Here is a 25,774-nt window from a genome sequence, read left to right as displayed (position 1 = left end):
CGCCGCCCGCCGGTTTAGCCGATCAGCGGCGCGTTGCCGGGCACGCCGACCAGTTCCACCGGCGCGCCGCCGACACCGATATCGACCACGTTGTCGCTGGTCATGCTCGTGGCGAGCACGTTTTGCAAGGTCATCAGAGTGGCCGCCGCCAGCGGGCCGGCGGCGCCGTCGGCGTCGAAGCGCACCAGGGTGGCGCTGCCGCTCTGCACGAATTCCAGCAAGCCGGCAGGCGCTGCCAGGCCGGCGAGGTCGATGCGGTCGCCGCCGGCGCCGGCTGTGAAATCCTTCACCGTCAGGCTGCCCAGCCGCCCTTCGCCGCGCAGCACGTAGGTGTCGATGCCGGCGCCGCCGCTGGCGTTGACGGCCGTGTTATCCAGCGCGCCGCGCGTGACGACGATGGTGTCGGCGTCCTCGCCGCCGGAGGCCACCACGCGCCCGGCCACGGCCTGCTGCGTCGCGGCGATCTCGATCAGGTCGGCGCCGCGCCCGCCGAACAGGCCGCTGTTGCCGCTGCCGGTGAGCTTGAGCACATCGTTGCCGTTGCCGCCGTTCAGCTGCACGCTGCCGCTGCCGCCGTCCAGCGTGTCGTTGCCGGCGCCACCCTGGAGCACGTCGTTGCCGGTGTCGGCGAACAGCGCATCGTCGCCGTTGCCGCCATTGACCGTGTCGTCGCCGGCGCCGCCGTGCAGCATGTCGTTGCCCTCGCCACCGTTCAGTTCGTCGTTGCCGGCGCCGCCGTCGAAGCTGTCGTCGCCATCGCCGGCCTTAAGGATGTCGGCGCCCTCGCCGCCGCCGAGCGTGTCGTTGCCGATGCCGCCGTCGAGCACGTCGTCGCCGGCGCCGCCGTCGAGCTTGTCGTCGCCCTCGCCGCCCAGCAGGCTGTCGTTGCCCTGTTCACCGAACAGCGCGTCGCTTCCGAGCGCGCCGTCGAGGCTGTCGTTGCCCGCCCCGCCGAACAGCGAATCGTCGCCGCCTTTTCCGTTGAGCCGATCGTTGCCCTGGAAACCGGACAGCTTGTCGTTGTCCAGCCCGCCGTCAAGCGTATCGTTGCCGCGCGCGCCGTTGATGGTGCCGCTTCCCCACACGCTGATGCCATCTTCCGAACCGTTCGGATGCATGCCGCCGGCGATGTGATCGGCGCTCAGTTGGGACGGCGCGACGCCGTTGATGGTGAGAATGGTGCGAAAGCTCGCCACGCTGCCGGCGGCGCCGTCTTCGTCGAACTGGAGCAGTGTGTTGTTGCCGCTGGCGAGCACGCGCAGGTAGCCGAGCGCGCCGAACGGGTTGCCGGTGTAATTGGCCACGACCTGCGGAATCAGGGCGTCCAGGTCGATCCGGTCATTGGGATAGTCGAGATCGAAGTTGGTGATCGTGACCTGCCCGGCGTGCGCGCCAGGCGCGAACGCGTAGAGATTGTTGCCGAACTCGCTGCTGGTGAGCACGTCCTGGAACGCCAGCGAAGGGCCGAAGGTGAGCACGTTCCCGCCCGCGCTCACCATGCGCACGGAACCTGGGGCGCCGCCCGTGAAATCGGCCACCAGATGGTTGTGGCCGTAGCCGCCGTCGAGCGTATCGCCAGCGCCGCCGGTGAGGGTGTCGTCGCCGTCACCGCCGTCGACCTTGTCGCTGCCGCTGCCGGTCGTGACGATCACGTCGTTGCCCCGACCGCCGGCCAGCACGTTGTTACCTTCCACATCGGTAAGGATGTCGTCGTCGTCGTCGCCGTGAAGGATGTCGTCGCCGGCGCCGCCGCCCAGGATATCGTTGCCGTCCCCGCCCACCAGGCTGTCGTTGCCCGCTTCGCCGGCCAGCGTGTCGTCGCCCGTGCCGCCGAAGATACTGTCGTTGCCGCTGCCGCCTTGCAGCAGGTCGGCGTCCAGCCCGCCTTCGACCAGGTCGTCCCCGCCGCCGCCAAGCAGGGTATCGCTGCCCGCCAGTCCGATCAGGTGTTCGGCGCGCGCGTCACCTTGCAGGCTGTCGGCCCCGGCGGTGCCGGTCAGTACCCGGCCGAAGAAGCCGGCCGCCGGATCGTAGCCCTGCTTGAAATGGGCGCTGGTGAGGCTGGTGGCGACCACGTTGCGCAAAGTCAGCGCGTCGATCATGGTGTAGTCGTTGCCGGCCGCGCCGTCGCGGTCGTAGCGCAGTACCGTGTCGGCGCCGCGCTGCTCCAGGCGCAGGTAGCCCTCGGAACCGAACGGATTGGCTGCGGAATCCGACGGCGAGCCAAACAGATACAGGTCGAGCAGGTCGCTCTCGGCGCCTGTCGAAAAATCGGTCAGGGTGGCGTTCGGGGTGCTATCCGGCGTGCCGTACATCCACATTTTGAAGGTATCGCGCCCGCTGCCGCCGCTCGCCGTCACCGTCACCGTCGATGGCGCATCGGTGATCTCGATGCGGTCGTCGCCCGCGCCGGCGAACAGTGTCACTGTGCCGGTCTTGAGACTGATGTAATTGCCCGCTGTCATGTCGTCGTTGCCATCGCCGCCATCGAGCAGGCTGTCGCCGGCGTAGTCCACATCCAGACTGTCGTTGCCTGCGCCGCCGAGCACGGTGTTCGAACCTGCGCCGCCGCCCAGGATGTCGTCGCCCTCGCCACCCTCGATGCGGTCGTCGCCGCTTTCGCCGAACAGCCAGTCGGCGCCGTCGCCTCCCAGCAGGGTATCGTTGCCCGCACCCGCATTCACGGTGTCGGCGCCGCCGTTGCCTTCGTAGCGGTCGTTCAGTTCGGAGCCGCGAATGTCGTCGTTGCGCCCGCCGCCGATGAGGGTCTCGCCATCGTTGATGCCGTCTGGCGTGAGCACGCTGGCCGAGATGTTCGGTGCGGCCGATGCCGCCGCCACGCCTTCGAGCCGCAGCACGGTCTTGAAGGCGGACGCCGTGCCCTGGGCGCCGTCGGCGTCGAACTGCAGCACCGTGTCGGCGCCGTCCTGCACCAGTTTCAGGTAGCCGCGCGCGCTGGAAAACGGGTCGCCCAGCGACAGGTCGACGCCGGCCAGCAACTTGCTGACGTCGATCCGGTCGCCCTCGGGGCCGCTGGCGAAATCGGTCACCACGTAGCCGTTGGCGCCGTTCTCGCGCTCCAGCAGGAAGACGTCGCGGCCGGCGCCGCCGCTCACGCGCGCCGTGCCCTGGTTGAGGAAGGCCACGCTGAACAGGTCGTTGCCATCGCCGCCGTCGGCCAGGGTGGTAGCAAGCGCTTCATTGGCGCGGGTGCGGATGCTGATGCGGTCGTTGCCGCCGCCGCCGATAAAGGTGTCCTGGCCGTCGCCCAGCAAGATGTCGTTGCCGTCACCGCCATCGAGCAGGGCGCTGCCGCCGCGCTCCGAGTACAGCAGATCGACGCCGGCGCCGCCCGCTAGCCAATCGCGTCCTTCGTAATCGTTGAGCGTGTCGTGACCCGCGCCGCCGTGCAAGGTGTCGTTGCCCAGTTCGCCCACGAGCCGGTCGTTGCCGGCGCCGCCATCGGCGAAGTCATTGCCGAAGTTGCCGTTCAGGCTGTCGCTGCCCCGGCCGCCCAGGAGGGTGTCGTTGCCGTCGAAGCCGACCAGGTCGTCGGACCCGGCGCGCGAGTCGTCGTCCGGGTCGTTGCTGATGATGTAGTCGTCGCCGGCATAGCCCCACATCCGGTCCGAGCCGCCATTGCCCGAAATCGTGTCGTTCAGTTCCGAGCCATACAGAATGTCATCGCCACTCCAGCCCTGCATATTTTTGCCGGGGGCGGCCAGGGTGGTGCCGGGGCTGGCCTGGAGCACAGCGTTGCTGGCGAGATTGGCGTGCTGCTCGGTGACGGCGTCGGAAGTGCTCATGTGGGTCCCGGGAATGATGTTGGTTGAAGGCGTTCAACATCAATCATGCCCATACCCGATTGGAATGTACAGAAGTTAAAATTAAAGAAAATGTAACAGTTTGCGACAAGGGCGGCATGGCGTCCCGCACCTTGCCGCCCCCGCCGGGTTAGCCGATCAGCTGCGCGCCGGCAGGCACGCCGACCAGCTCCACCGGGGCCATTGCGCTGCCGCTTGCCGCAGGGGTATACAAGAAGTTGTCGATGGTCAGGGTGCGGGCGTCGACGTTTTGCAGCGTGAAGAAGGTCTCGACGTAGTTGCTGCCGCCTTCGCCATCAAGGTCGAGCTGCACCAGGGTCGAGGTGCCGCTTTGTACGAGGCGCACCGTGCCCGTCAACAAGGGATTGCCCGGATTGATCCACGGAAGTACCGCGTGCGATACATCGAGACGGTCGCCACCGGCGCCGACGCTGAAGTCCTTGATGCTGAAGCTCGACTGTCTGGGGAAGTTGTCCATCTTGTAGGTATCGACACCCAGTCCACCGATCGCCGTCACGCTGCCGATGGAGAAATAATCGGGGTGCACGATGACGGTATCGTCGCCCGCACCGCCCCCGACCACCACCCTTCCCTCATTATTGAGCTTGATGTCGAACACATCGCTGCCGCTGCCGCCGAACAGGCCGCTGTCGCCCTTCCCTCCCACTTTCAGATAATCGTTTCCGCTTCCACCGTTCAGCTGCACCCCGCCCCACCCGCCATCGAGGCTGTCGTTGCCAGCGCCGCCATCGAGCACGCCCAGGCCTTGGAACAGCACGAGCTCGTCGTCGCCATTGCCGCCAAACAGCGTATCGACGCCCTGGCCGCTCATCAGGAGATCGTTGCCGTCGCCACCGGTGAGCAGGTCGTCGCCGTTGCCGCCTTCCATCGTGTCGTTGCCGGCGCCGCCGTTGAGCGTGTCGTTGCCGGCGTGGCCCTCGAGCAGGTCGGCCCCGTCACCGGCCTCGACCAGATCGTTGCCGTCCTGCCCGTACAGGTGATCGTCGCCCTCGCCGCCATACAGGGCATCGTCATCGGCGCCGCCGTCCAGATGATCAACGCCGACGCCGCCGACCAGGGTATCGCCGCCGCTGCCGCCGGAGAGGTTGTCGTCGCCCGTGGTGCCGAGGAAGTAGCGGCCGCCCTCCGTGCCATCGGGACGATTTCCGGTCCCAAAATTGGCTGCATGCAAGCTCGACACCTGCACATTGGCGAGGGTGGCCAGGGTCAGGAAGCCGGCAGCGGTGCCGGCGGCGCCATCCTCATCGATCTGGAACAAGGTATTGTTGCCGCTCTGGACCAGGCGCAGGTAGCCGGCGCTGCCGAACGGATTGGGCGAGAGCGGGAACAGCGCATCGTACTGCAACTGGTCGCCACCGACGCCCGGCTGGAAATCGCGGATCACCGTGGTCTGGCGATGTTGATTGCGCAGGAAGACGAAGTCATCGGTGCCGCTGCCGCCCCAGATGTCCACACGCGAACCTGCCGCCTGCGGGGCGGTGATGATCGTATCGTCGCCCGCCCCGCCGAGCAAGGTGAGCTTGCGCGGCGCATCGGAAAATCCGCTGGACGCGTAGATCACGTCGTTGCCCGCGCCGCCGTCGAGCGAGTCGTTGCCGCTATATGTAGACAGGGTGTCGTCGCCATCGAGGCCGCTGAGCAGGTCGTCGCCGCTGCCGTCGGAGAGGTTGTCGTTGCCGGCGGTGCCGGTCAAGGTCAGCCCTGGAACAGGGTTTGCAAAAGTAGAAATCGTCACGCTCGTCCTTGAAAGTGATAAAAAGCTGAAGCGCCGGCGTGTAAAACGCGGCAATATTTACAGCTTGCCATCATGCCTTCACGGGATAATCGTGTCCAGGAGGAAATCTTACATACGACTAAAAATGTGCACGCGTGCGCCGCCCGGCACGCGCTCAGGCAGGTAGCAGGCCCTTGGCGCGCCGGTGCCGCGCACCCAAGCTTAGCCGGCGTGGACCGGCTCGACCGCCATGCCGATCAGTTCCACCGCTGTCGTACCAGTGAGGAAATTGTCGGCGCTGAGGGTACTGGCCACGACATTTTGCAGTGTCATGAGGGTATAAGCGCTTCCTGCGCCCGCGCTTCCGTCCGGATCCATCCGTACCAGCGTCGAGGTGCCGCTCTGTTCGACGCGCAGTACGCCGGACAGCAGCAGTTCATCCACCTGCGATGGCGTTTTGAGCAACATCCTGACATCGATGCGGTCGCCGCCGCTACCCGCCACGAAATCCTTGACCGTCAAGCTTCCCGAGCGCTCCTTGTCAACAAATTGGTAAGTGTCGACGCCCACTCCGCCGCTGGCGGTAACGCCGCTGGTGGCCAGCTCGGTGCGGTGCAAGATGATGGTATCGTCGCCCGCCCCGCCCATGGCAACCACGCGCCCGGTTGCGCTATAAATATTGAGCACGTCGTTGCCGGCGCCGCCAAACAAGCCGTTGTCGCCATACGCATCCACGTTCAAGGTATCGTTACCGCTACCGCCATTGAGCATGACACTGCCCGACCAGCCATTGAGAATATCGTCGCCGGCGCCACCATCGAGAACGTCGTCGCCACCATCGCCTTCGAGCAGGTCATTGCCATTGCCGCCCATCAGCGTGTCGTCGCCATACCCCCCCATGAGTTCATCGTCGCCGTCTCCACCGTACAGTTGATCGTTGTCCCAACCGCCATCGATCGTGTCCTTTCCAGTGCCGCCGGTAAGATGATCGTCGCCGTCTCTACCCAGCATGTGATTGTTTCCCGCGCCGCCATCGATCGTATCGTTGCCGTTTTCGCCATCAAGGTTGTCGTTGCCCGCGCCGCCGTACAGCGCGTCGTTGCCTTGCCCGCCGCGCAAGTTGTCATTGCCGCCCCCGCCGAACATGGTATCGTCGAGAAAGTTACCAACCAGAACGTCATCGGCACTGAATCCGACAATATAGCGGCCGACTTCCGATCCGCCGGGATGGCTGCCCCCGCCGAAGTTGGCGGCATGAAAATCGCTGGCGAGGACGCCGCGCAAGGTGACCAGCGTGTGGAACTGCGATGCCGTGCCGGCAGCACCATCTTCATCCACCTGAAACAGGGTGTCGCTACCGCTCTGGACAAGGCGCAGGTAGCCGACCGGACCGAAGGGATTGGCGTCGTATTGCGGCACCGAATAGAGGTCCAGCTGGTCGCCGCCGATCCCGGTCTGGAAATCGGTGATGAGTGTGGTTTCGGTGTGCGTGTCGGGCCAGAAAAAGTAATGGTCGCGGCCACTTCCACCGGTGATCTCGATACTTTTCGACGCCGCACTGGTATGGAGTAAGATTTCATCGTCGCCCGCGCCTGCGTCGATGACGACGTGGACCGGTGCGGTCGATGCGGTCGCATTCACAATGATCAGGTCGTCACCGGTGCCGCCGATGAGGGTATCGCTGCCCCCCCCGGCGGAAAAGAAGTCGTTGCCATCCCCACCGTCGAGAAGATTGCCACCGCCGCTTGCGGTCAGGCGGTCCTCACCGGCGCCGCCGTAGAGAAAACTATTACCCCTGCTATGGAGAACGTCATTGCCATTGCCACCGAATAAGGTGTCGATGCCAGCCTCGGCGACGCTGCCGTTGTGGCTGCCGGAGAGATAATCATCTCCATCACCTCCGTCGAGCCTGTCGCTACCGGCGCTGCCATCGAGCGTATCGTTGCCGCCAAGGCCGTTCATGACGTCGTCCAACGCAGTTCCGTGCAGCACGTCGGCGTCATCGGTGCCGGTGATCGTCAAGCCGGGCGCCAGGCCATTCGCGGCGATATCGGCGGTAGCCGGGCGTTGGAGGGAGGCGAGAGCCTTACGGGGCAATGCGGAAAAACTGAAATTCGTCATGGACATCCTTGAGTATTCGACGCTGAAACACCGAAAAGGCATTCCCGGCAATATGCCTGATATGACATCATGCCTTTATCGGATAATCATGTCCAGAAAGAAATCTTGCGTTTGCATTAAGCAGTAGCCTGGACTAATCCGGTCGCACTAGACCCAGCCGGCGCGCAGCGCTGCCTCGAAATCGGCCGCCGGCAGCGGACGCGAGAACAGATAGCCCTGCACTTCGTCGCAGCCGGCGTCGCGCAAAAACTCCAGCTGCTGGCGCGTTTCCACGCCTTCGGCGATGACCTTGTGGCGCAGCTGGCGGCCGATGCTGATGATGGTGCTGGCAATGGCGCAGTCGTTGCTGTCGAACGGCAGGCCGGTGGTGAACGAGCGGTCGATCTTCAGGGTGTCGATCGGAAAGCGCTTCAGGTACGACAGGCTCGAGTAACCCGTGCCGAAGTCGTCCAGCGACAGGCTCACGCCGAGCGCGGTGATGCGGTCCATGATGGCGATCACGCGCTCGATGTCGTGCATCAGGGTGCTTTCGGTGATTTCGAGTTCCAGCCAGGACGGATCGAGCTGGTAGCGCGCCAGGGTCTCGCTCACGCGCGCCGGCAAGGCGGCCGAAAACTCGCGCGCCGAGACGTTCACCGCCAGGCGGAACGGCGGCAGTCCGGCCGCCTGCCAGCGCGCCGCCTGGGCGCAGGCCGCCTCTAACACCCATTCGCCCAGCTGGACGATCAGGCCGGTCGCTTCGGCCAGCGGAATGAAGTCGGCCGGCGGCACCAGCCCGCGCTGCGGATGGATCCAGCGCACCAGCGCTTCGGCGCCCACCATGGCACGCGTGCCGATCTCGAACTTGGGCTGGTAGTGCAGCAGCAGTTCGCCGTTGGCCAGCGCCTGGCGCAGGCCCGATTCGAGGCGCATGCGTTCCTGCATGCCCTGGTTCATGTCGCGGCTGTAGAAGGTGACGCTGTCGCCGTCACTGCCCAGCTTGGCGCGCGCCATGGCGATGTCGGCCACGCGCAGCAGGGCTTCGGCGTCGGCCCCGTCCTGCGGATAGACGCTGATGCCGACGCTGGCGCCCACGCGCAGGTCGTGCCCTTCGATCAGGAACGGTTCGACCAGCGCCGCCTGCAGCTTGTGCGCCACCGTGGTCGCTTCGAAATGCTCGCGGATGTCGAACAGGCCGACCGCGAATTCGTCGCCCGACAGGCGCGCCACCACGTCCTGCTCGCGCAGCACTTGCTTGAAGCGCTGCGCCACCTGCCTGAGCAGTTCGTCGCCGGTGGCGCGCCCGAGGGTGTCGTTGAACATCTTGAAGCGGTTCAGGTCGACGAACAGGATGCAGGCGGTGGCGCCCTTGCGCTGGGCCGAGCTCAAGGCCTGGTCGACCAGCTTGGCCATCAGGCTGCGGTTCGGCAGGCCGGTCAGGGCGTCGTAGTAGGCCAGGTGGTGCAGGCGTTCTTCGGCGTGCTTGCGCTCGGTGATATCGGTCAGGTAGGCGATCAGGCCGACCGGGCGCTGCTCGCGGTCGCGCAGCGGCGAGAGCGACAGGCTGGCCCAGAATACCTCGCCCGATTTTTTACGGCGCCGCACTTCCATCATGCGCCCGCCCTGCTCCACGAAGGCATCGTGAAAGGCCGTGTCTTCATCGGCGTACAGGAACAGGATGTTGCGCCCGACCGCTTCCTGGGCGCTGTAGCCGAACAGGCGCTCGGCGCCCTTGTTCCAGCTGGTGATGTAGCCGGTCTGGTCCATCGTCAGGACCGACTCGTGGATCTGGTCGAGGATCTGGGCCTGGTGCGACAGCTCCGCTTCGAGGTCGAGGTAGGCCTGGGTCGAGCGCAGCGCGAAGTCGTTGACCTTGAGCAGGCTGGCGGCCAGCCCGGCCAGCGCGGCCAGCAGGCGCGCGTCGTCCTCGTCGTAGGCGGCGCGCCCGCTCACCACCAGGCGGCCGTAGTCGATGGTGCCGCTGGCGACCTGGCACGCGAGCTGGGCGGCCGCACCGGCAACGGCCGGCCCGGGCACCAGTGCGCCCGCCTGGCCGGCCGCCTGTCCGGACGCGACAAAGCTGCCGTGCGGGCTGGCCAGCAGCGCGCGCGCGATGCGCCCGAGTTCGGCCGCAAGCTGCTCCCCGCGCAGGTTGAGCACGGCGGCGCACAGGGCGGCACTACTGGTCAGGAAATCCGTCGCGGGGCTGACATGCATCCTACAGGTTCCTGCCGACCTGGATCGCCCAGTGATAGGCGTGCAGCTGGCTTTGCCACCATTGTGTGCTGTCGATGCCGAGCGCGGCCAGTTGTTGCGGCTCCGCCAGGCCGTTTTCAACCAGACGCAGCTGTTGACCGAGGCGCCCTTCGCGCAGCAGCAGCGCTTCGGCCGCGGCCGGCGCCAGGCCGAGCGCGCCGACGATGTCTTCCATCGACATCCCGAACAGCACGTCGAGCAGCGAGAACACACCGGTCATGAAGGCGAGATCCTGGTCTTCGCGCTCGCCGCCCTGCAACTTGCACAGGCATTCGAGCTGGGCTGCGCGCAAGGCGGCCAGCGGCAGCAGCGGATTGGCCATGCCGTCGGGCTGCTGGCGCGCATACAGCAGCAGTTGCAGCCAGCGCTGCAACTGGCGCCGGCCGAGCAGGTTGATGGCCTGGCCGAAGCTGGTGATCTGGGTGCTGAGGGCGAACGCGGCCGAGTTGACCAGCTTGAGCAAATGGTAGGACAGCGCCGGGTCTTGCTTGAGCAATTGTTCGAGCTCGCGCGATTCGGCGTCGCGCGCTAGCAGGCCCAGCAAGGCGAGCAGGCGCTTGCGCGAGGTGCCGTCGTGCGGCTTGGCGCTCGGCGAGGGATGCAGCGGCCAGTCGCCGGCCAGCCATTCGAAACCGGCCTCGGTGCAGTCGGCGAAGCGCGCCTCGCTGTCGACCCCGTACGCCAGGTGCGGGCCGAACAGCGACAGCACCTGGTATTTACCGCCGCGCACCAGCGGCAAGCCGGCCCAGCAATCGAGCGCGACCGCGCGCAAGGCGGGCGGCAGCTTGAGGCCCTCGTCGGCCTGGCCGTCGAGCAGCACGCGGTAGCCTTGGTCGTGCAGCGCCAGCGTTTGCTTGAGCAGGGCCTGGTCGGCCAGCACGCCGGCACCGATGGCGAAGATCACGCGGTTGGGCGGCATCAAGGCCAGCAGCGCCGGCGTCAATAGCGCGGGCGAAGCGAGCGGCACGATGCAGTCGAGCGGCGCGACGGCGGTGAGCAGGTCGGGCGCGCCGAAAACCTGTTGCAGGGCAGCGCCATGGGCGGCGCCGGATGCATGGCCGCCGACGCGCACGATCAGCGCCAGCCACTCGTTTTGCGCATTGGCGACCGCTTGCATCTCTACCAACGGGAACGGTGTTGTATCGAAGGCAGCCATCGGCATCTTTGAATTAGTGGGTTCGGTAATCTTAGTTGAGATAATGATCGTAAGCAACCACTTCGTGGGTAGCGCGATAGCAGTTCGTCATCATTATTCGCAAGGAAAGCAGAAGGATACTAGCTTCCTTCAAAACGTGCGTGCTGCACGGCATATCTGATCAGTTCAGCCTGCCCTTCGATGCCGAGTTTGCGCTTGATATTGAGGCGGTGCGTTTCCACCGTGCGTACCGACAGGTCGAGCGTGCGCGCAATTTGTTTGTTGGAATGACCGCCGGCCAGCTGCTGCAATACTTCCTGTTCGCGCGCCGACAACTGGTTCTCTTGCACGCTGGGGCGGGCCAGCTGGCGCGCCAGCGCGGCGCTGTAGTAAATACCGCCGGCCATCACGGTCTCGATGGCGAGCACGATATCCTTGCCCGGCGCATCTTTCAACACATAGCCGCGCGCGCCGGCCTGCATCGCCTGGCTGACGTACTCGACCTTGTCGTGCATGGACAGGATCAGCACCGCGATGGCCGGGAACTGCTGGCGGAAACGGGCGCTGGCCTCGATGCCGCTGATGCCGCGCATGTTGATGTCCATCAGCACCAGGTCGATGGCATGCTCGCCGGCCTGGCGCAGCGCGTCGTCGGCGCCGTCGGCCTCGGCCACCACGCGAAAATGCGGCACCGCTTCGAGGCGCGCGCGCAAGCCGTCGCGCACCAGGGGGTGGTCGTCGACCAGCAGGATGTGAATGAGTTTGTCGGTCATGAGCGCGTGGTTGTGGGGGGAAGCGGGGCCGAGGCCTGCACCGAGGTGCCGGCCGCGGACGAGGTGATGGCCAGTTGGCCGCCGATGGCGTCCATCCGTTCCATCATGTTGCGCAGGCCGATGCCGCGCTTGGGGTGGATCGCCACGCTGGCGGCGTCGAAACCGGCGCCGTCGTCGGCAATGGTCAGGGTGACGCTGCGCTCGTCGTCGGTGCGCGCCAGCGTGATCTCGACCTGGCGCGCGCCCGCATGGCGCTCGATATTGGTCAGCGCTTCCTGGGCGATCCGAAACAGCACCGTGTTGGCCACGTCCGGCAAGCCATCGGTGACCCCGCGCGCCATGAAACGCACCGGCAGCGCGCTGTTCTGGGTCGCTTCGTGCGCCAGGTGGTCGAGCGCGGCGGCCAGGCCGAGGTCGTCGAGGATGGCCGGGCGCAGATTGTGCGAAATGCGCCGCACCTCGCCCAGCACATCGTTGAGCTGGGCGGCGGTGTGCTCGAAACTGGCGCGCGCCTTGTGCTGCTGGGCCGCGTCGCCGCCGAGGCGGATCACGCCCGCTTCGATCTGCAGCTTGATCGACACCAGCCACTGGCTGATGCCGTCGTGCAGGTCGCGCGACAGGCGCGCCCGCTCCTGCTCCTGCGATTCGACCACGCGCTGGGCCAGCACCTTGAGCTTGGCGTCGGCCACGCGCAGCTCGCTGATATTGAGCGCCAGCCCGGAGATGGCCACCACCAGCGCGCTGACGATCGCCAGCACCGCAATCCACAGCAAGGTGCCCTGGATATTGCGCGATTGCTGGGCGTCGATCTTGGCCAGCGCGGCGTCGACATCGTCGAGGTAAATCCCGGTGCCCAGCATCCAGCCCCAGTTCTCCAGCGGCACCACATAGCCGAGTTTCGGCGCCGGCTTGCTGATGGACGGCTTGGCCCAGATGTAGCGCTGCAGCCCGCCGCCGGCTCTGGCGCGTGCGAGCAGGCGCTGGATGGTCGGCTCGCCGTTGACGTCGCGCATCTCCCACAGGTTGCGCCCCACCAGTTCCGGCTGGCGCGGATGCATCAGGCTGTTGCCCTGGAAATCGTAGACGAAGAAATAGCCATCGTCGCCGTAGCTCAGGGTCGACAGGATGCGCTTGGCTTCGTCCAGGGTGGCCTGGTCGCGCTTGCCGGAATCGGCCAGGTGCGCGACCGCGCGCGTGGCCAGGTCCACGTAGTGTTTCAGTTCGGCTTCCTTGCTGGCCAAATAGGCTTGCTGGATGGTATCGCGCTGCTGCTGGGCCAGGGTGATGGCCTGGTGGCGCACGAACAGGGCGATCGTGCACAGCGCCAGGATCAGCGGCGTGATCGCGAGAAAGATGACCTTTTGCCTTAACTTCATACCGCGCCCGGCCTGCCGCGTACGGCTTTGTGAACAAGCCACGATTCTACGACGCCGGCGCCCGTCCCGCCTGCGTAGTAACACGTAAGGCGCTGCGTAGTGCTGCGCTTGCTGCGCGATCCGGCCCGTTCGATACTGATTCACGCTGTGCGGAATTGCACCGGCCTTGACCGGTCCAGCCAGCACGGAAGATAAAAAAACCTTGGAGGAGTCACCATGAAACGTCTGTCAAGCCAGCTCGGCTGGGCTGCGCTATCGATTTTCGGCGCCTGCGCGCTGGGCTACATCGCGCTCAAGCGCGGCGAAGCCATCAATGCCATCTGGATCATTGCCGCCGCCGTCTGCGTGTACCTGATCGCTTACCGCTTTTATAGCTCTTTTCTGGCCGACAAGGTGCTCGGACTCGATCCCCGGCGCCAGACCCCGGCCGACAAGTTCAACGATGGCCTCGACTATGTTCCCACCAATAAGTATGTGCTGTTCGGCCACCATTTCGCGGCGATTGCCGGCGCCGGCCCGCTGGTCGGCCCGGTGCTGGCCGCGCAGATGGGCTACCTGCCCGGCATGATGTGGATCCTGGCCGGCGTGGTGCTGGCCGGCGCGGTGCAGGATTTCATCATCCTGTTCATTTCCACGCGCCGCGACGGGCGCTCGCTGGGCGACCTGATCAAGTCGGAACTGGGCGACATTCCGGGCGTGATCGCCCTGCTCGGCACCTTCATGATCATGGTCATCATTCTGGCCGTGCTGGCGCTGATCGTGGTCAAGGCCCTGACCGGCTCGCCGTGGGGCAGCTTCACCGTCATGGCCACCATTCCCATCGCCCTGTTCATGGGCGTGTACTCGCGCTTCGTGCGCGTGGGCCGTATCGGCGAAGTGTCGCTGATCGGCTTCGTGCTGCTGATGCTGGCCATTATCGGCGGCCAGTACGTGCAGGAACACGCCGTGCTGGGACCGATGTTCACCTTCACCGGCACCGAACTGACCTGGATGCTGATCGGCTACGGCTTCGTGGCCTCGGTGATTCCCGTCTGGCTGCTGCTGGCGCCGCGCGACTACCTGTCGACCTTCCTGAAGATCGGCACCATCGTCGGCCTGGCGATCGGCATCCTGATCGTCGCGCCCGACCTCAAAATGCCGGCCGTGACCAAGTTCATCGACGGCAGCGGCCCGGTCTGGTCGGGCAGCCTGTTCCCCTTCCTGTTCATTACCATCGCCTGCGGCGCGGTATCCGGTTTCCACGCGCTCATTTCGTCCGGCACCACGCCGAAGATGATCGAAAACGAACAGCACGCGCGCTTCATCGGCTACGGCGCGATGCTGATGGAATCGTTCGTCGCGATCATGGCGCTGGTGGCCGCCTCGACCATCGAGCCGGGCATCTACTTCGCCATGAACAGCCCGGCCGCGATCCTCGGCACCACGGCCGAATCGGCCGCCGCGGCGGTCACCCAGATGGGCTTCTACATCACGCCCGAGATGCTGACCGAGACCGCCAGGGATGTCGGCGAAAGCACCATCATCTCGCGCGCCGGCGGCGCGCCGACCCTGGCGGTGGGGATGGCGAACATTCTGTCGAACGTCATCGGCGGCAAGACCATGATGGCCTTCTGGTACCACTTCGCGATCCTGTTCGAAGCCCTGTTCATCCTCACGGCGGTGGACGCCGGCACCCGCGCCGGGCGCTTCATGCTGCAAGACTTGCTGGGCACCTTCGCGCCATCGCTCAAGCGCACCGAATCGATTCCGGCCAATCTGATCGCCACCTCGCTGTGCGTGGCGGCCTGGGGCTACTTCCTGTACCAGGGCGTGGTCGATCCGCTGGGCGGCATCAACACCTTGTGGCCGCTGTTCGGCATCGCCAACCAGATGCTGGCCGGAATTGCCCTGATCCTCGCCACCTGCGTGCTGTTCAAGATGAAGCGCGCCAAATACGCGTGGGTGACCATGGTGCCGACCGCCTGGCTGCTGGCCTGCACCCTGACCGCCGGCTGGCAAAAGATTTTCCACGACAACGTGCGCATCGGTTTCGTGGCGCACGCGCAAAAGTTCCAGGCCGCGATCGACCAGGGCGTGGTGCTGGCGCCGGCCAAGTCGATGGCGCAGATGCACCAGATCGTCTTCAACGATTACCTGGACGCGTCGCTGGCGGGCTTTTTCATGTTCGTGGTGCTGTCGGTGCTGGTGTTCGGCGCGCGCACGGTGCTCAAGGCGCGCGCCATTGCTGCGCCAAGTTCGATGGAAACCCCGTTCGTCGCCAACGCGGCCAAGCCCGCATGAGCATGTTCGGCAACCTGCTCGACGCCGGGCGCGGGCTGGCCCAGGCCGGCCGCTATCTCGGGCAAAGCATGCGCCTGATGGTGGGCTTGCCCGAGTACGACACCTACGTGGCGCATATGGAGGCGACCCATCCGGGCCAGCCGATGATGAGCTACGAAGCGTTCTTTCGGGAGCGCCAGGAAGCGCGCTACGGCGGCGCGGGCAAGCGCGGCGGGTGTTGCTGAGCGCGCGCGCAAAGCACAGGAAAGGGGACGCTGCGGCGTCCCTTTTTGATTGCAGCCCGACAGACAGGCAGTCGCTATGAAGGGATTGCGGAATCGCATTCGGCCGGCATGGGCGTCGACGAGCCCGCTTGCACGGCGCGCTGCGCCAGGATGCGGTCCTGCATGAGGCGCGATTGCAGGCTCTGGATGCGCGCGGAGAGGTCGATGCTGGTGTCGGCTTTGGCGCGCGCCGCCACGGCCATGCGGGCGACCAGCGCCTGCAAGTCGTCGACCGACAGAATGCGATGGAACTGCCGGTCCGTGTTGGTGAAGACCAGCGAATTACGCTTGCGCGCCAGCAGTTCGACGACGTTGCTCAGCGTTCCGGTACTGATGCCATCCCACACCATCAGTCCAAGGTCGGCCGCTTGCGCCATCGCCACGTCCTTCGCGGTGAACCAGGCGCGCGAGCGTTTGGCGTGGTACGTGGCGACCTGATGCACCGGCCAGCGGCCGATGTTGTTGCGCGGGTGCTCACCGCTGCAGTACACCATGACCCTGGCAGCGCCCTGATCGGACAGAAACTGCTGGATGGCACTGTCGGCGCCGCCCGCATCGCCGACGACGACGTCGTACTGCATCGCCAGGATATTCATGATGCGCGCCTGCACCTCATCGTGCAGATGCTTGATCTTGATTGAGCCCGCGATAAATATGGTTGTCATCTCGGGCGCCTCCAGGTCAATGCCGCAGCGTCAATATACCCGCATCCCACCCCTCGCTTGCGTCGGCCAGCGCGGCGCGCAAACCCCTGCTTGCATGCCACAACGGCACAGGTAAGCTTTCCGCTTTTGCATGTCGTTTCCGTGGCCCATCTCCTTTAACCGAAATTTCCATATCGAATTGTGTAAAATACAACACAGCTAATACAAAACGAATTTGGAATGCACGAATGATCGTTATCTCGGGTCGAAAAAATGTCTATCGGAAGCTCGGCTATGTTGCCGACTTCTGTCCCATCTGCAGATCGGTGCAAGCGTTCCTGGTCAGGCGGATCGGCCGGGCCAGCCATCTGTATTTCATCTCGCTCGGCAAGGGCGACCTGGCCGGTTTCGATCGCATCTGCCAGTCTTGCCTGACGCCGTTTCCGACGGAATCGAAAAAATACACGCAGATCTTGAAGAACCCCGCTCCCCTGGCCGAACTGCGGGCAAGTACTTTTCCGAACCTTGAGGAGGTCTGGCAAGAGCGCCTGGCACTGGAGGCGCGTGTCAGCAACGCCCCCTTGTTGCTTTCCGCCGAAGAAAGGCGCGAGCTGATCCTGAGCCCCTTCCTGCTGCTGGTGCCAAAGGTGGAACGATGCTACAACTCGGCCGTCATGGACAAGCAAGCCGGATATACCATCCTTGGCGCCGTGCTTGCCACCCTGGCCGGATGGGCCGTCGCCGGCGCACTGTTTCCAGGCTCCGGTTACAAGCTTGCGCTCGGCATTTTCGTGATCGGCTATTCGCTGTCGCTCTGGCAGATCCTGGCGGCAAAAACCCGCCGTGTGACGCGCGAGGTGGTGCCGGCCATCGCCAGGGGCCTGCGTCCGCTGGCACCGAGCGAACGCGAAGTGCGGGACGCTTTCGCCACAGTGAGCGCTGCCGGACACAAGATGGGCGCCAAACTCGAATTATCCCAACTCCTGGCCCTGCTGAAATAGACGTTTCTCGCTTACCCGGGGTGCACCCGCCACCCCGGCGCTTCCGGCATTTCCCGTAAAAAACACCGCACACGTTCTGTCGCTTTTTTTGACAGCGTCCCGGCACGTTTGTTCCTTATCAAAGTCGCCCCGAATCAATCCCCGTATATTTTTCCTGCGGGACATATTTCCCGGACATTGAACTTCTTTTGCCGGGTCGTCCCATCATGCTGAACTTTGAACGCTCGAGCCTGAACAAAAAACTGACGATCATTTCGTTCCTGTCGACCGGCACCGCCCTGTTCTTCGTCTTCATCGCATTCGCCGTCACCTCCGTGCTCAGCCACCGCAAGGACGAAGGCATGCAGCTGTCCTCGTTCGCCGGCGTGATCGGCACCAACAGCGTCGACGCGCTGATGTTCAACGACCGCGACCAAGCCACCGCCACCTTGTCCGCGCTCAAGGCCAAGGTCGAAATATCGAGCGCGGTCTTGTTCGACCGCAAAGGCAAACTGTTTGCCCGCTATGTCCGCAGCGGCCAGGCCGAACCGGAACCGAGCGCGCCCGAAATGAACCTGGACGAAGACGTGCTGGCCGAAGCGAGCCGCCAGGGCAGCCGCTTCTGGTCCAGCCGCATGCGCCTGTACCGCCCCGTCATCAACGCCAACTACCAGGTCGGCATCGTGATGATCGAAGCCGACCTGACCCTGATGTGGCTCGACATCCTGAAAAGCCTGGGCATCATCGCCTGCGCCATGGGTGGCTCGCTGCTGATGTCGCTGATGCTGGCGAGCCGCTTCAAGGCCAGCATCGCCGACCCGGTCGCCAAACTCATCAACGCGGCGCAAAAGGTGTCGGCCAGCCAGAACTACAACTTGCGCATCGCGCACGAGCGCACCGACGAGATGGGCTCGCTGATCGACAGCTTCAACGCCATGCTGGCCCAGATCGAAGGACGCGGCGCCGCCCTCACCCACCACCGCGACGAACTCGAACGCCAGGTCAGCGTGCGCACCGAGCAGCTGGAAAAGGCCAAGAACGCCGCCGAGGCCGCCAGCCGCGCCAAGAGCGCCTTCCTGGCCACCATGAGCCACGAAATCCGCACTCCCATGAATGGCGTGCTGGGCATGACCGAAATGCTGCTCAGCACCTCGCTGAACGATACCCAGCGCAACTACACCAAGCTGGTCAAGCGTTCCGGCGAGCACCTGTTGGTGATCATCAACGACATCCTCGATTTTTCCAAGATCGAGGCCGGCAAGCTGTCGATCGAGTACATCAATTTCAATCTGTGGGACTTGCTCGACGACATCAACACCATCTACACCCCGCAAGCGCAGACCAAGGGCATCGCGCTCGACTTTGCGATCGCCAACGATATCCCGATCGCCATCTGCGGCGACCCCAACCGCCTGCGCCAGATCATGGCCAACCTGATCGGCAACGCGCTCAAGTTCACCGACCGCGGCCAGATCCTGGCCAAGGTGGTCGTCGAAACCGAAGACGGCGCCAGCGTCGGCCTGCGCTTCGAGGTGCACGACACCGGCATCGGCGTCTCGCGCGAGGCGCGCAGCCGGATCTTCGACGCCTTTTCGCAGGCCGACAGCTCGACCACGCGCAAGTACGGCGGCACCGGCCTGGGCCTGGCCATCTCGCGCCAGCTCGTCGAACTCATGGGCGGCAAGATCGGCGTCGACAACGCCTCGCCCCAGGGCTCGATTTTCTGGTTCACGGTCAGCTTCGACAAGCGCCGGGTCGACCCGAACATGCTCGATGCCAGCCTGCGCATGACCGAAGGCATGCGCGTGCTGATCGTCGACCAGCAGGCCGGCAGCCGCGCCAGTCTCGAACGCCAGCTGGCCGAGTGGCAGGTGGCCAGCGACAGCGCCGTGTCGGCGGCGGACGCGGTCGACCGCCTGCTGGAGGCGGCGCGCGCCGGACGCCCGTACGAAGTGGCGATCATCGACATGGACCTGGAGCGCACCAGCGGCCTGTCGCTGGCGGCCGGCATCAAGGGCGACCCGGCCACCAGCGCCACCCGCATCATGCTCATCAGCGACAACCGGCTGGCGGCCGATCCGGTGCAGCGGCGCGAAGCCGGCGTGGCCTACCAGCTGATCAAACCGGCGCGCGCGGCCGATCTGTTCGAATGCATCATGACGCGCCCGCGCGGCAAACCGGCGAGCGCACTGGCGCCCTCTTCGCTGGCGCCGGCACGCGCGCCGCTCACGCCGGCCGGGCGCAAGCTGCGCCGCCAGCGCGTGCTGCTGGCCGAAGACAATCCGGTCAACGTCGAGGTGGCGACCGCCATGCTCGACTCGCTCGGCCTGGGCGTGTACTGCGCCCGCAACGGCGCCGAAGCGCTGGCCGCCGCCCGCACCGACGGCTACGACGTGGTGCTGATGGATTGCCAGATGCCGGTGATGGACGGCTTTGCGGCCACCGCCGAAATCCGCCGCCACGAGCGCGAATGCGGACGCGCGCGCACCCTGCCGATCATCGCGATCACCGCCAACGCGCTGCAGGGCGACCAGGAAGCGTGCCTGGCGGCCGGGATGGACGACTACCTGAGCAAACCGTTCACGCAGCAGGAACTGGCCACCGTGATCGGCCGCTGGATCACCCTGCCGCTGCCGGCCAGCGCCCATCACGACGAGCGTCGCGCACCGCCACCGCCAGCGCCGCCCGCGCCGTCCGCGCCGTCCGCGCCGTCCGTGCCGCCACCGCCCGCACCGCGGCCAGCGCCGGCCGCGCTGGCCTCGCCCGCGCACGGCGCCGTGCTGCGCGAAGGCGCGCCGCAGCGCGACGTCATCAACCGTCACGCGCTGGAGAACATCCGGGCGTTGAGCAAGGAGCGCGGCGACGCGCTGGTGCAGCGCGTGGTCGCCGCCTACGTCGACGACACGCCGCAGCACCTCAAGACGCTGCGCCAGGCCATTGCCGGAGTCGATCCCGGCAACCTGCGCAAGATCGCGCACAGTCTCAAGTCGAGCAGCGCCAACGTCGGCGCCGAGACGCTGGCGCAGATGTGCAAAGACATGGAAACGCTGGGCCGCACCGATACCACCGAAGGCGCGTCCGGCATCCTTACCGACATGGAGCGGGAATTCCAGGCCGTGTGCCACTCGCTGCATGCCCTCCTAGAGAAGGAACACTGAAAATGGCTGCTACCCCAATCAAACGCGGCGTTGTCCTGGTGGCGGACGACGATCCGGTCATGCGCCTGCTGATGCTCGAAATGCTGGGCCAGGTCGGACTGGACGCGATCGAAGCGGAGGACGGGCTGCAGGCACTGGCCCTCTACCAGAGCATGGCGCCGGACCTGATCCTGCTCGACGTCGACATGCCGAACATGGACGGCTTTTCGGCCTGCCGCGAGATCCGCCGCATCGAGACCGGCGCGCCGGTGCCGATCATCATGGTCACCGGCGGCGACGACATCGAAGCGGTCACCAATGCCTACGAGGCCGGCGCCACCGATTTCGTGTCGAAGCCGATCAACTGGCCGATCCTGGGGCACCGCGTGCTGTACGTGCTGCGCGCCAGCGATGCCATCGTGCGGCTGCGCATCGCCGACGCCCACAACCGCGCGGTGCTGGCCGCCATTCCGGACACCTTTTTCCGGCTCGGCAAAGATGGCGTGTATCTCGATTACGAACAGGGCCACGACGCCTCGGCCGCCATTCCGGCGGAGCTGTGCGTGGGCAAGCACATCACCGAAGTACTCCCGCGCGACATCGCCGAACGCCTGCTCGAACAGATGCACTGCGTGCTCGATACCCAGCATGTGCGCTCGGTCGAATATGAACTGGCCAGCTTCGGCATGGTGCAGCACTTCGAAGCGCGCCTGGTCGCCACCGGTCCCGACGAAGTGCTTGGCCTGGTGCGCGACATCAGCGAACGGCGCCGCACCGAAGAACAGATCCGCCGCCTGGCCTACTGCGACAGCCTGACCGGCATTCCCAACCGCCAGGCGTTCCTGGAGACGCTCGAGCGCGAACTGCACCGCTCCAAGGTCGGCAAGAAGAAATTCGCGGTGCTGTTCATGGACCTGGACGCTTTCAAGCGCATCAACGACACCCTGGGCCACAACGTGGGCGACCATCTGCTCAAGATCGTCTCGGAGCGGCTGCGCGAAACCATCCGCCCGAGCGACCTGGTCTCGCGCGGGGACCAGTCGCATAACCTGGCGCGCCTGGGCGGCGACGAATTCACGATCCTGATTCCCGACCTGGAACGGGTCGAGAACGCGCTCAATGTGGCGCACCGGGTCAAGGAAGCGATGCGGCGGCCCTTCCTGATCGAAGGGCACGAGATTTTTGTCACGGCCAGCATCGGCATCTCGCTGTTCCCGGAAGACGGCGACGACTGCGATTCGCTGCTCAAGTTCGCCGACACCGCCATGTACCACGCCAAGAACTGCGGCAAGAACAACGCCAAGTTATACAGTTCGTCGCTGACGATGCAGATCATGAGCCACGTGAAGCTGGAAGTCGGCCTGCGCAAGGCGCTGCGCAACGAAGAGCTGTACCTGCTGTACCAGCCGCAGATCGACGTGGCTTCGTCCGGGATTGTCGGCGTCGAAGCGCTGGTGCGCTGGCGCCATCCGGAACGCGGCATCATTTCGCCCACCGAGTTCATTCCGCTGGCCGAGGAAACCGGTTTGATCGTGCCGATCGGCGAATGGGTGCTGCGCACCGCCTGCAACCAGACCAAGGCCTGGCAAAAGGCGACCGGGCAGTCGATCCGCATGGCGGTCAATCTATCGGCCAAGCAGTTCAAGGATGAAAACCTGACCCAGATCGTGCTCTCGGCGCTGCACGACTCGGGGCTCGATCCGAAGATGCTGGAGCTGGAACTGACCGAAGGCACGCTGATGGACGACGCCAAGGCGACCATGGCGACGCTCGAACAACTGCGCGGGATCGGCGTGTACCTGTCGATCGACGATTTCGGGACCGGGTATTCGTCGATGAACTACCTCAAGCGCTTCGATGTGCGGGCGCTCAAGATCGACAAGAGCTTTATCTGCGGGCTGCCGCAGGATTCGGAGAACGCCGCCATCACGCGCGCCATCATCGCCATGGCGCACGGCTTGAAGATGGTGGTGGTGGCCGAGGGCGTGGAGACCGATGAACAGCTGGTGCTGCTGGAGGAGTACGGCTGCGATCTGGTGCAGGGGTTCTATCTGGGACACCCCTCGCCGCACGAGTCGATTACGCTGATGCTCAACAAGGCCGGGGTGCTGGCGCTGGCGATGAAGTAGAGCGAGGGCACTGCATCTTTAAGTCGCTACCTTCAGAGCCGTCGTCCCCGCGCAGGCGGGGACCCAATTTCGTGCCGCAGTAGGAGGCTCATCGACGAACTTGGGTCCCCGCCTGCGCGGGGACGACGGGTCTACTTAAACGTCAAGGTATGCCGCGCCGCCCCCGGCAGCAGCGGCGTCGGCGTCCCCGCCACCCACTCGGCGTGCCCATCCAAAAAGTACGGCGACAGCGGATGCCCGCTCTGCCCACCCGGCATGTTGAACACGCCCTGCTCTTCCTTCCCCGGCGAGACCGTCAAGCGCTGCGACTGGCCGAAATTTTTGCCCGACACGCGCGGCATGTTGGCGTCTCCCGGCAGCATGTCCGGCGCTGCGCTCAGCGACCGCGCCAGCAGCGGCACCGCCGCCGCGATCGGATGCGAAATCGCGGCCGTGTTGCGCTCGCCCCAGGTCGCCTTTTCCAACGGCAGGCCATCGGCCGCCAGTTCGGCCATCACCCGGTCGATGGCCGCCAGCTGCACCGACTGCCAGGTCGCATGCCCCGGCGGCAGCCAGGCCGCAGGCTGCTCGTCGAGCAAGCGCGCGACCACCTCCGGCCAGCGCGATGTCGCCAGCGCCATGCTCGACTTGGGATGAAGTTCCGCCAGGTCGCCGTTGACGCCCCCGAACAGCACATCGCCGAGCGCCCACAGAAAATGGCGCGCGAGCCGGTAGCCGACTGAGTCCACGCTGGCGCGCCCGCTCCAGCTCTTGTTCAACAGATCCAGGAACTGCGCGCGCTGCGGCTTGCCTTGCAGCGCCTGCGCATCGAGCACCTTGATCGCGCGCTCGCGCCACGGCGCCACGAACAGCGCGCGGTCGTCGAGCGCCACGCCATACACGCCCGCCACGTCGGTCGCCGGTCCCAGCGCGGCCAGCGCATCGCGTATCTGGCGGTTGCGCGCGCCGATATCGAAACCGCCGTCGCCGAGGATCTGCGCACCCGGGCCATTCAGCTGGCGCGCATTCGCGGTCGACAGCTGGCCGCCGGGCGGGTTCACCACGCGCGGATAATCGCTCGGCGCCAGCGCGCCGTCGAACGTTGCCTGGCCGCCGTCCACAGGCAGCGGAAAGGTCGCGCCGCTGCCCGGCTGGCCGCGGCGCGGCAGCGCACCGGAGATGGTCCAGCCGATATTGCCCTTGTCGTCGCCGCCCACGAAATTCTGCGACGGGATGCCGATGGTGGCCGCAACCGCCAGCGCTTGATCGAGCGTATCGACCGTTTCGAGCCGGATCGGATGCAGGTTGAGCGAGGCCGGTGCATGCGCCAGCCAGTGGATGGCGTACGGCTTGCCGCCGGTTTCGCGCAGCGGCCCGAGCGAGGTTTCGTACACCGTCATCCGTTCGGCGGGCGCGCCCTTGACCAGGATGGTTTCGACCACGGCGACCGGCTTTTCCCAGCCGGCCGGGGTGCGCACCTCGCCCGGGCGCTGCGCGTCCTGGCCCAGCATCACCAGGTCGAGCAGGTCGGCGTAGCTGTTGGTATAGCCCCAGGCCACGCGCCCGTTGCTGCCGGCGATGATGACCGGCGGCGCGCCCGGCAGGGTGACGCCGACGATGCGCCGTGGCGCGCCTGTGGCGTCGGGATACTGGATCGCCAGGCGGTACCAGGTGTTGGGCAGCGACAGGCCCAGATGCATGTCGTCGGAGACGATGGCCACGCCATCCTTGCTGCGGCTGCCGGCCACGGCCCAGTTGTTGCTGCCGACCGAATCGATGAAGTCGGCCGAGGCCAGCCTGGTCGCATCCGCCTTGCGCGGCTTGCCCCACCACGCCGGCGGTGCGGGCGGGATCGGCGCCTGCTCGAAAACGACGGCGGCGGCATCGAGCGGTGCGTCCCACTTGCTGGCGTCGGGCAGCAGGAAGGCGAGTTGGGCGGCGTCGCTGTGGTCGCGGATCCAGCCGCGCGTCAGTTCGCGCGGTTCGACCGTGCCTTGCAGGTCGAAGTACATCGCACAGACCACCAGCAGCGAATCGTCGACGGTCCAGGGACGCGGCTTGACGCCCATCAGGGCGTATTCGAACGGGTTGGCGCCGAGCGAATCGAGGCCGGCATTGACGCCGGCCACGTAGCGCTCGAGCAGCAGGCGGTCGGCGGGATTGAGCAGCTTGAGCGAGGCGGCCACGCGCGCGCGGAAGCGGTGCAGGCGGTTGGCGCGGTCGCGCGGCAAGGCGCGCGCGCCGAACAGTTCGGACAGCTCGCCCGCGCCCACGCGGCGCAGCAAATCCATCTGGAAGAAGCGTTCCTGCGCATGCACGAAGCCGGTGGCGTAGGCCACATCGGCGCGGCGCTGGCCGCTGATCAGCGGCACCCCACGCGCATCGCGCGCCACCGTCACCGGGGCCGACAGGCCGGGCGCCCGGACCTCGCCATCGAGCCGGGCCAGGCTGGCGCGCAGGTACAGCCACACGGCGAGCGCGGCCAGCACCAGCAGGACAACAAGGCCGGACAGCAGCCGCAACGACCAGACTTTGATTCCACGCGTAGGCATAACGTTCCCCGAATTGATTTCGCAAAGCATCTTGCCAGATAAATCATGATCGGCGCAAACATTGTTGGCGCTCGCCCGCGACGAGACTAGAACAACTAAGAGGTTCCCCGGAGCGCTTTGATCTGGATCACGCCCCTTCCCTGCGGCCCTTTTAAGCTAGCCTGAATGTTTCATAAACTGCTACCGCAGTCCTGGTCCGGCGATGTATGAGCTCCTTGGTGACAATCACGGTGTCGCGGGCAATAGTCGCCCTACCCGATCGATCGGGATATCAAATGTTGCGGTATGGGGTTGATGTTGGCGACGGAGTGGTCAATTCTCGGCTGACCGGACGTGCATTACTCAGGACGAGTTTAAGGACCTGGCCGGCGTTGCCAAACGCAGTCGTTCGGTCAACGTCCACAGCGAATCTTTGAGTGGACAAGCACTTGGTAAATGTAAAACGATCTTGTTCTTGTACTGCCTGACCTGCACGGCGATTTTGAACAGTTTGGCAATGACCGTTGATGGCTGCGCCTGCGACAGCGCGGTATACCGTAGCCCTTCGGTACGCAGTTGCTGATGCAGAATGTAGGCCGCCGCGTGCAGCAACAAGCGCATGCAATTGGCGA

The 25,774-nt window shown here is 65.5% G+C and carries 15 protein-coding genes; 5 read left to right on the top strand and 10 right to left on the bottom strand.

What is annotated here, in order from left to right; all coding sequences use genetic code 11:
* Positions 1 to 14: 14 nt before the first annotated feature.
* The 7 genes from F2P45_RS28780 to F2P45_RS28750 form a co-directional block, all read right to left on the bottom strand.
* Entirely contained in the window at positions 15 to 3,806 is a 3,792-nt protein-coding gene (locus F2P45_RS28780; protein ID WP_166881648.1) for a calcium-binding protein, read from the bottom strand.
* A 148-nt stretch (positions 3,807 to 3,954) separates the two neighbouring features.
* A complete protein-coding gene (locus F2P45_RS28775; protein WP_166881647.1) occupies positions 3,955 to 5,580 on the bottom strand; it encodes a calcium-binding protein in 1,626 nt (541 codons plus the stop codon).
* A 201-nt stretch (positions 5,581 to 5,781) separates the two neighbouring features.
* Positions 5,782 to 7,680 (bottom strand): calcium-binding protein, encoded by a 1,899-nt coding sequence (locus F2P45_RS28770; protein WP_166881646.1) that lies wholly within the window; start codon positions 7,678 to 7,680, stop codon positions 5,782 to 5,784.
* A gap of 147 nt (positions 7,681 to 7,827) precedes the next feature.
* The gene (locus F2P45_RS28765; RefSeq protein ID WP_166881645.1) at positions 7,828 to 9,876 is read right to left on the bottom strand and encodes a putative bifunctional diguanylate cyclase/phosphodiesterase; all 2,049 of its coding nucleotides are present in this window, start codon (positions 9,874 to 9,876) and stop codon (positions 7,828 to 7,830) included.
* A gap of 1 nt (position 9,877) precedes the next feature.
* Positions 9,878 to 11,071, bottom strand: a complete 1,194-nt coding sequence (locus F2P45_RS28760) for an HDOD domain-containing protein (RefSeq protein ID WP_166881644.1) — start codon at positions 11,069 to 11,071, stop codon at positions 9,878 to 9,880.
* 119 nt (positions 11,072 to 11,190) lie between these two features.
* Entirely contained in the window at positions 11,191 to 11,823 is a 633-nt protein-coding gene (locus F2P45_RS28755) for a response regulator transcription factor (protein ID WP_166881643.1), read from the bottom strand.
* Positions 11,820 to 13,199 (bottom strand): cache domain-containing protein, encoded by a 1,380-nt coding sequence (locus F2P45_RS28750; RefSeq protein WP_166881642.1) that lies wholly within the window; start codon positions 13,197 to 13,199, stop codon positions 11,820 to 11,822. Before F2P45_RS28750 ends, F2P45_RS28755 begins: the two co-directional genes overlap by 4 nt.
* A 216-nt stretch (positions 13,200 to 13,415) precedes the next feature.
* Between F2P45_RS28750 and F2P45_RS28745 the strand changes: the two genes are divergently transcribed.
* Positions 13,416 to 15,479, top strand: a complete 2,064-nt coding sequence (locus F2P45_RS28745) for a carbon starvation CstA family protein (protein ID WP_166881641.1) — start codon at positions 13,416 to 13,418, stop codon at positions 15,477 to 15,479.
* The gene (locus tag F2P45_RS28740; RefSeq protein WP_229505356.1) at positions 15,476 to 15,703 is read left to right on the top strand and encodes a YbdD/YjiX family protein; all 228 of its coding nucleotides are present in this window, start codon (positions 15,476 to 15,478) and stop codon (positions 15,701 to 15,703) included. The genes F2P45_RS28745 and F2P45_RS28740 overlap by 4 nt, the downstream gene beginning before the upstream one ends.
* Before the next feature lie 74 nt (positions 15,704 to 15,777).
* On the opposite strand, the gene F2P45_RS28735 is transcribed toward F2P45_RS28740, so the two are convergent.
* Positions 15,778 to 16,407, bottom strand: coding sequence for a hypothetical protein (locus F2P45_RS28735; RefSeq protein WP_187367244.1), 630 nt, complete (start codon positions 16,405 to 16,407; stop codon positions 15,778 to 15,780).
* A gap of 227 nt (positions 16,408 to 16,634) precedes the next feature.
* Here F2P45_RS28735 and F2P45_RS28730 point away from each other — a divergent pair, with 227 nt between their 5' ends.
* From F2P45_RS28730 to F2P45_RS28720, 3 genes are all read left to right on the top strand, one after another.
* Positions 16,635 to 17,387 carry a hypothetical protein gene (locus tag F2P45_RS28730; RefSeq protein ID WP_166881640.1) on the top strand — a complete coding sequence of 251 codons (753 nt, stop codon included), beginning with the start codon at positions 16,635 to 16,637 and terminating at the stop codon, positions 17,385 to 17,387.
* A 206-nt stretch (positions 17,388 to 17,593) separates the two neighbouring features.
* Positions 17,594 to 20,524, top strand: coding sequence for a response regulator (locus tag F2P45_RS28725; protein ID WP_166881639.1), 2,931 nt, complete (start codon positions 17,594 to 17,596; stop codon positions 20,522 to 20,524).
* A 2-nt stretch (positions 20,525 to 20,526) separates the two neighbouring features.
* Positions 20,527 to 22,632 (top strand): putative bifunctional diguanylate cyclase/phosphodiesterase, encoded by a 2,106-nt coding sequence (locus F2P45_RS28720; protein ID WP_166881638.1) that lies wholly within the window; start codon positions 20,527 to 20,529, stop codon positions 22,630 to 22,632.
* Positions 22,633 to 22,763: 131 nt separating this feature from the next.
* Here F2P45_RS28720 and F2P45_RS28715 read toward each other — a convergent pair whose 3' ends face one another.
* Positions 22,764 to 25,163 carry a penicillin acylase family protein gene (locus tag F2P45_RS28715; RefSeq protein WP_166881637.1) on the bottom strand — a complete coding sequence of 800 codons (2,400 nt, stop codon included), beginning with the start codon at positions 25,161 to 25,163 and terminating at the stop codon, positions 22,764 to 22,766.
* A 342-nt stretch (positions 25,164 to 25,505) separates the two neighbouring features.
* Positions 25,506 to 25,774 (bottom strand): transposase (locus F2P45_RS28710; RefSeq protein ID WP_187367243.1); only part of this gene is annotated, 269 nt, incomplete at its 5' end.

This window comes from Massilia mucilaginosa (genome assembly GCF_011682145.1).
Classification (GTDB): Bacteria; Pseudomonadota; Gammaproteobacteria; order Burkholderiales; family Burkholderiaceae_D; genus Telluria_A; species Telluria_A mucilaginosa.
Note: the sequence above shows the minus strand (reverse complement) of the source record. Positions and strands in the feature narration are given on the sequence as shown.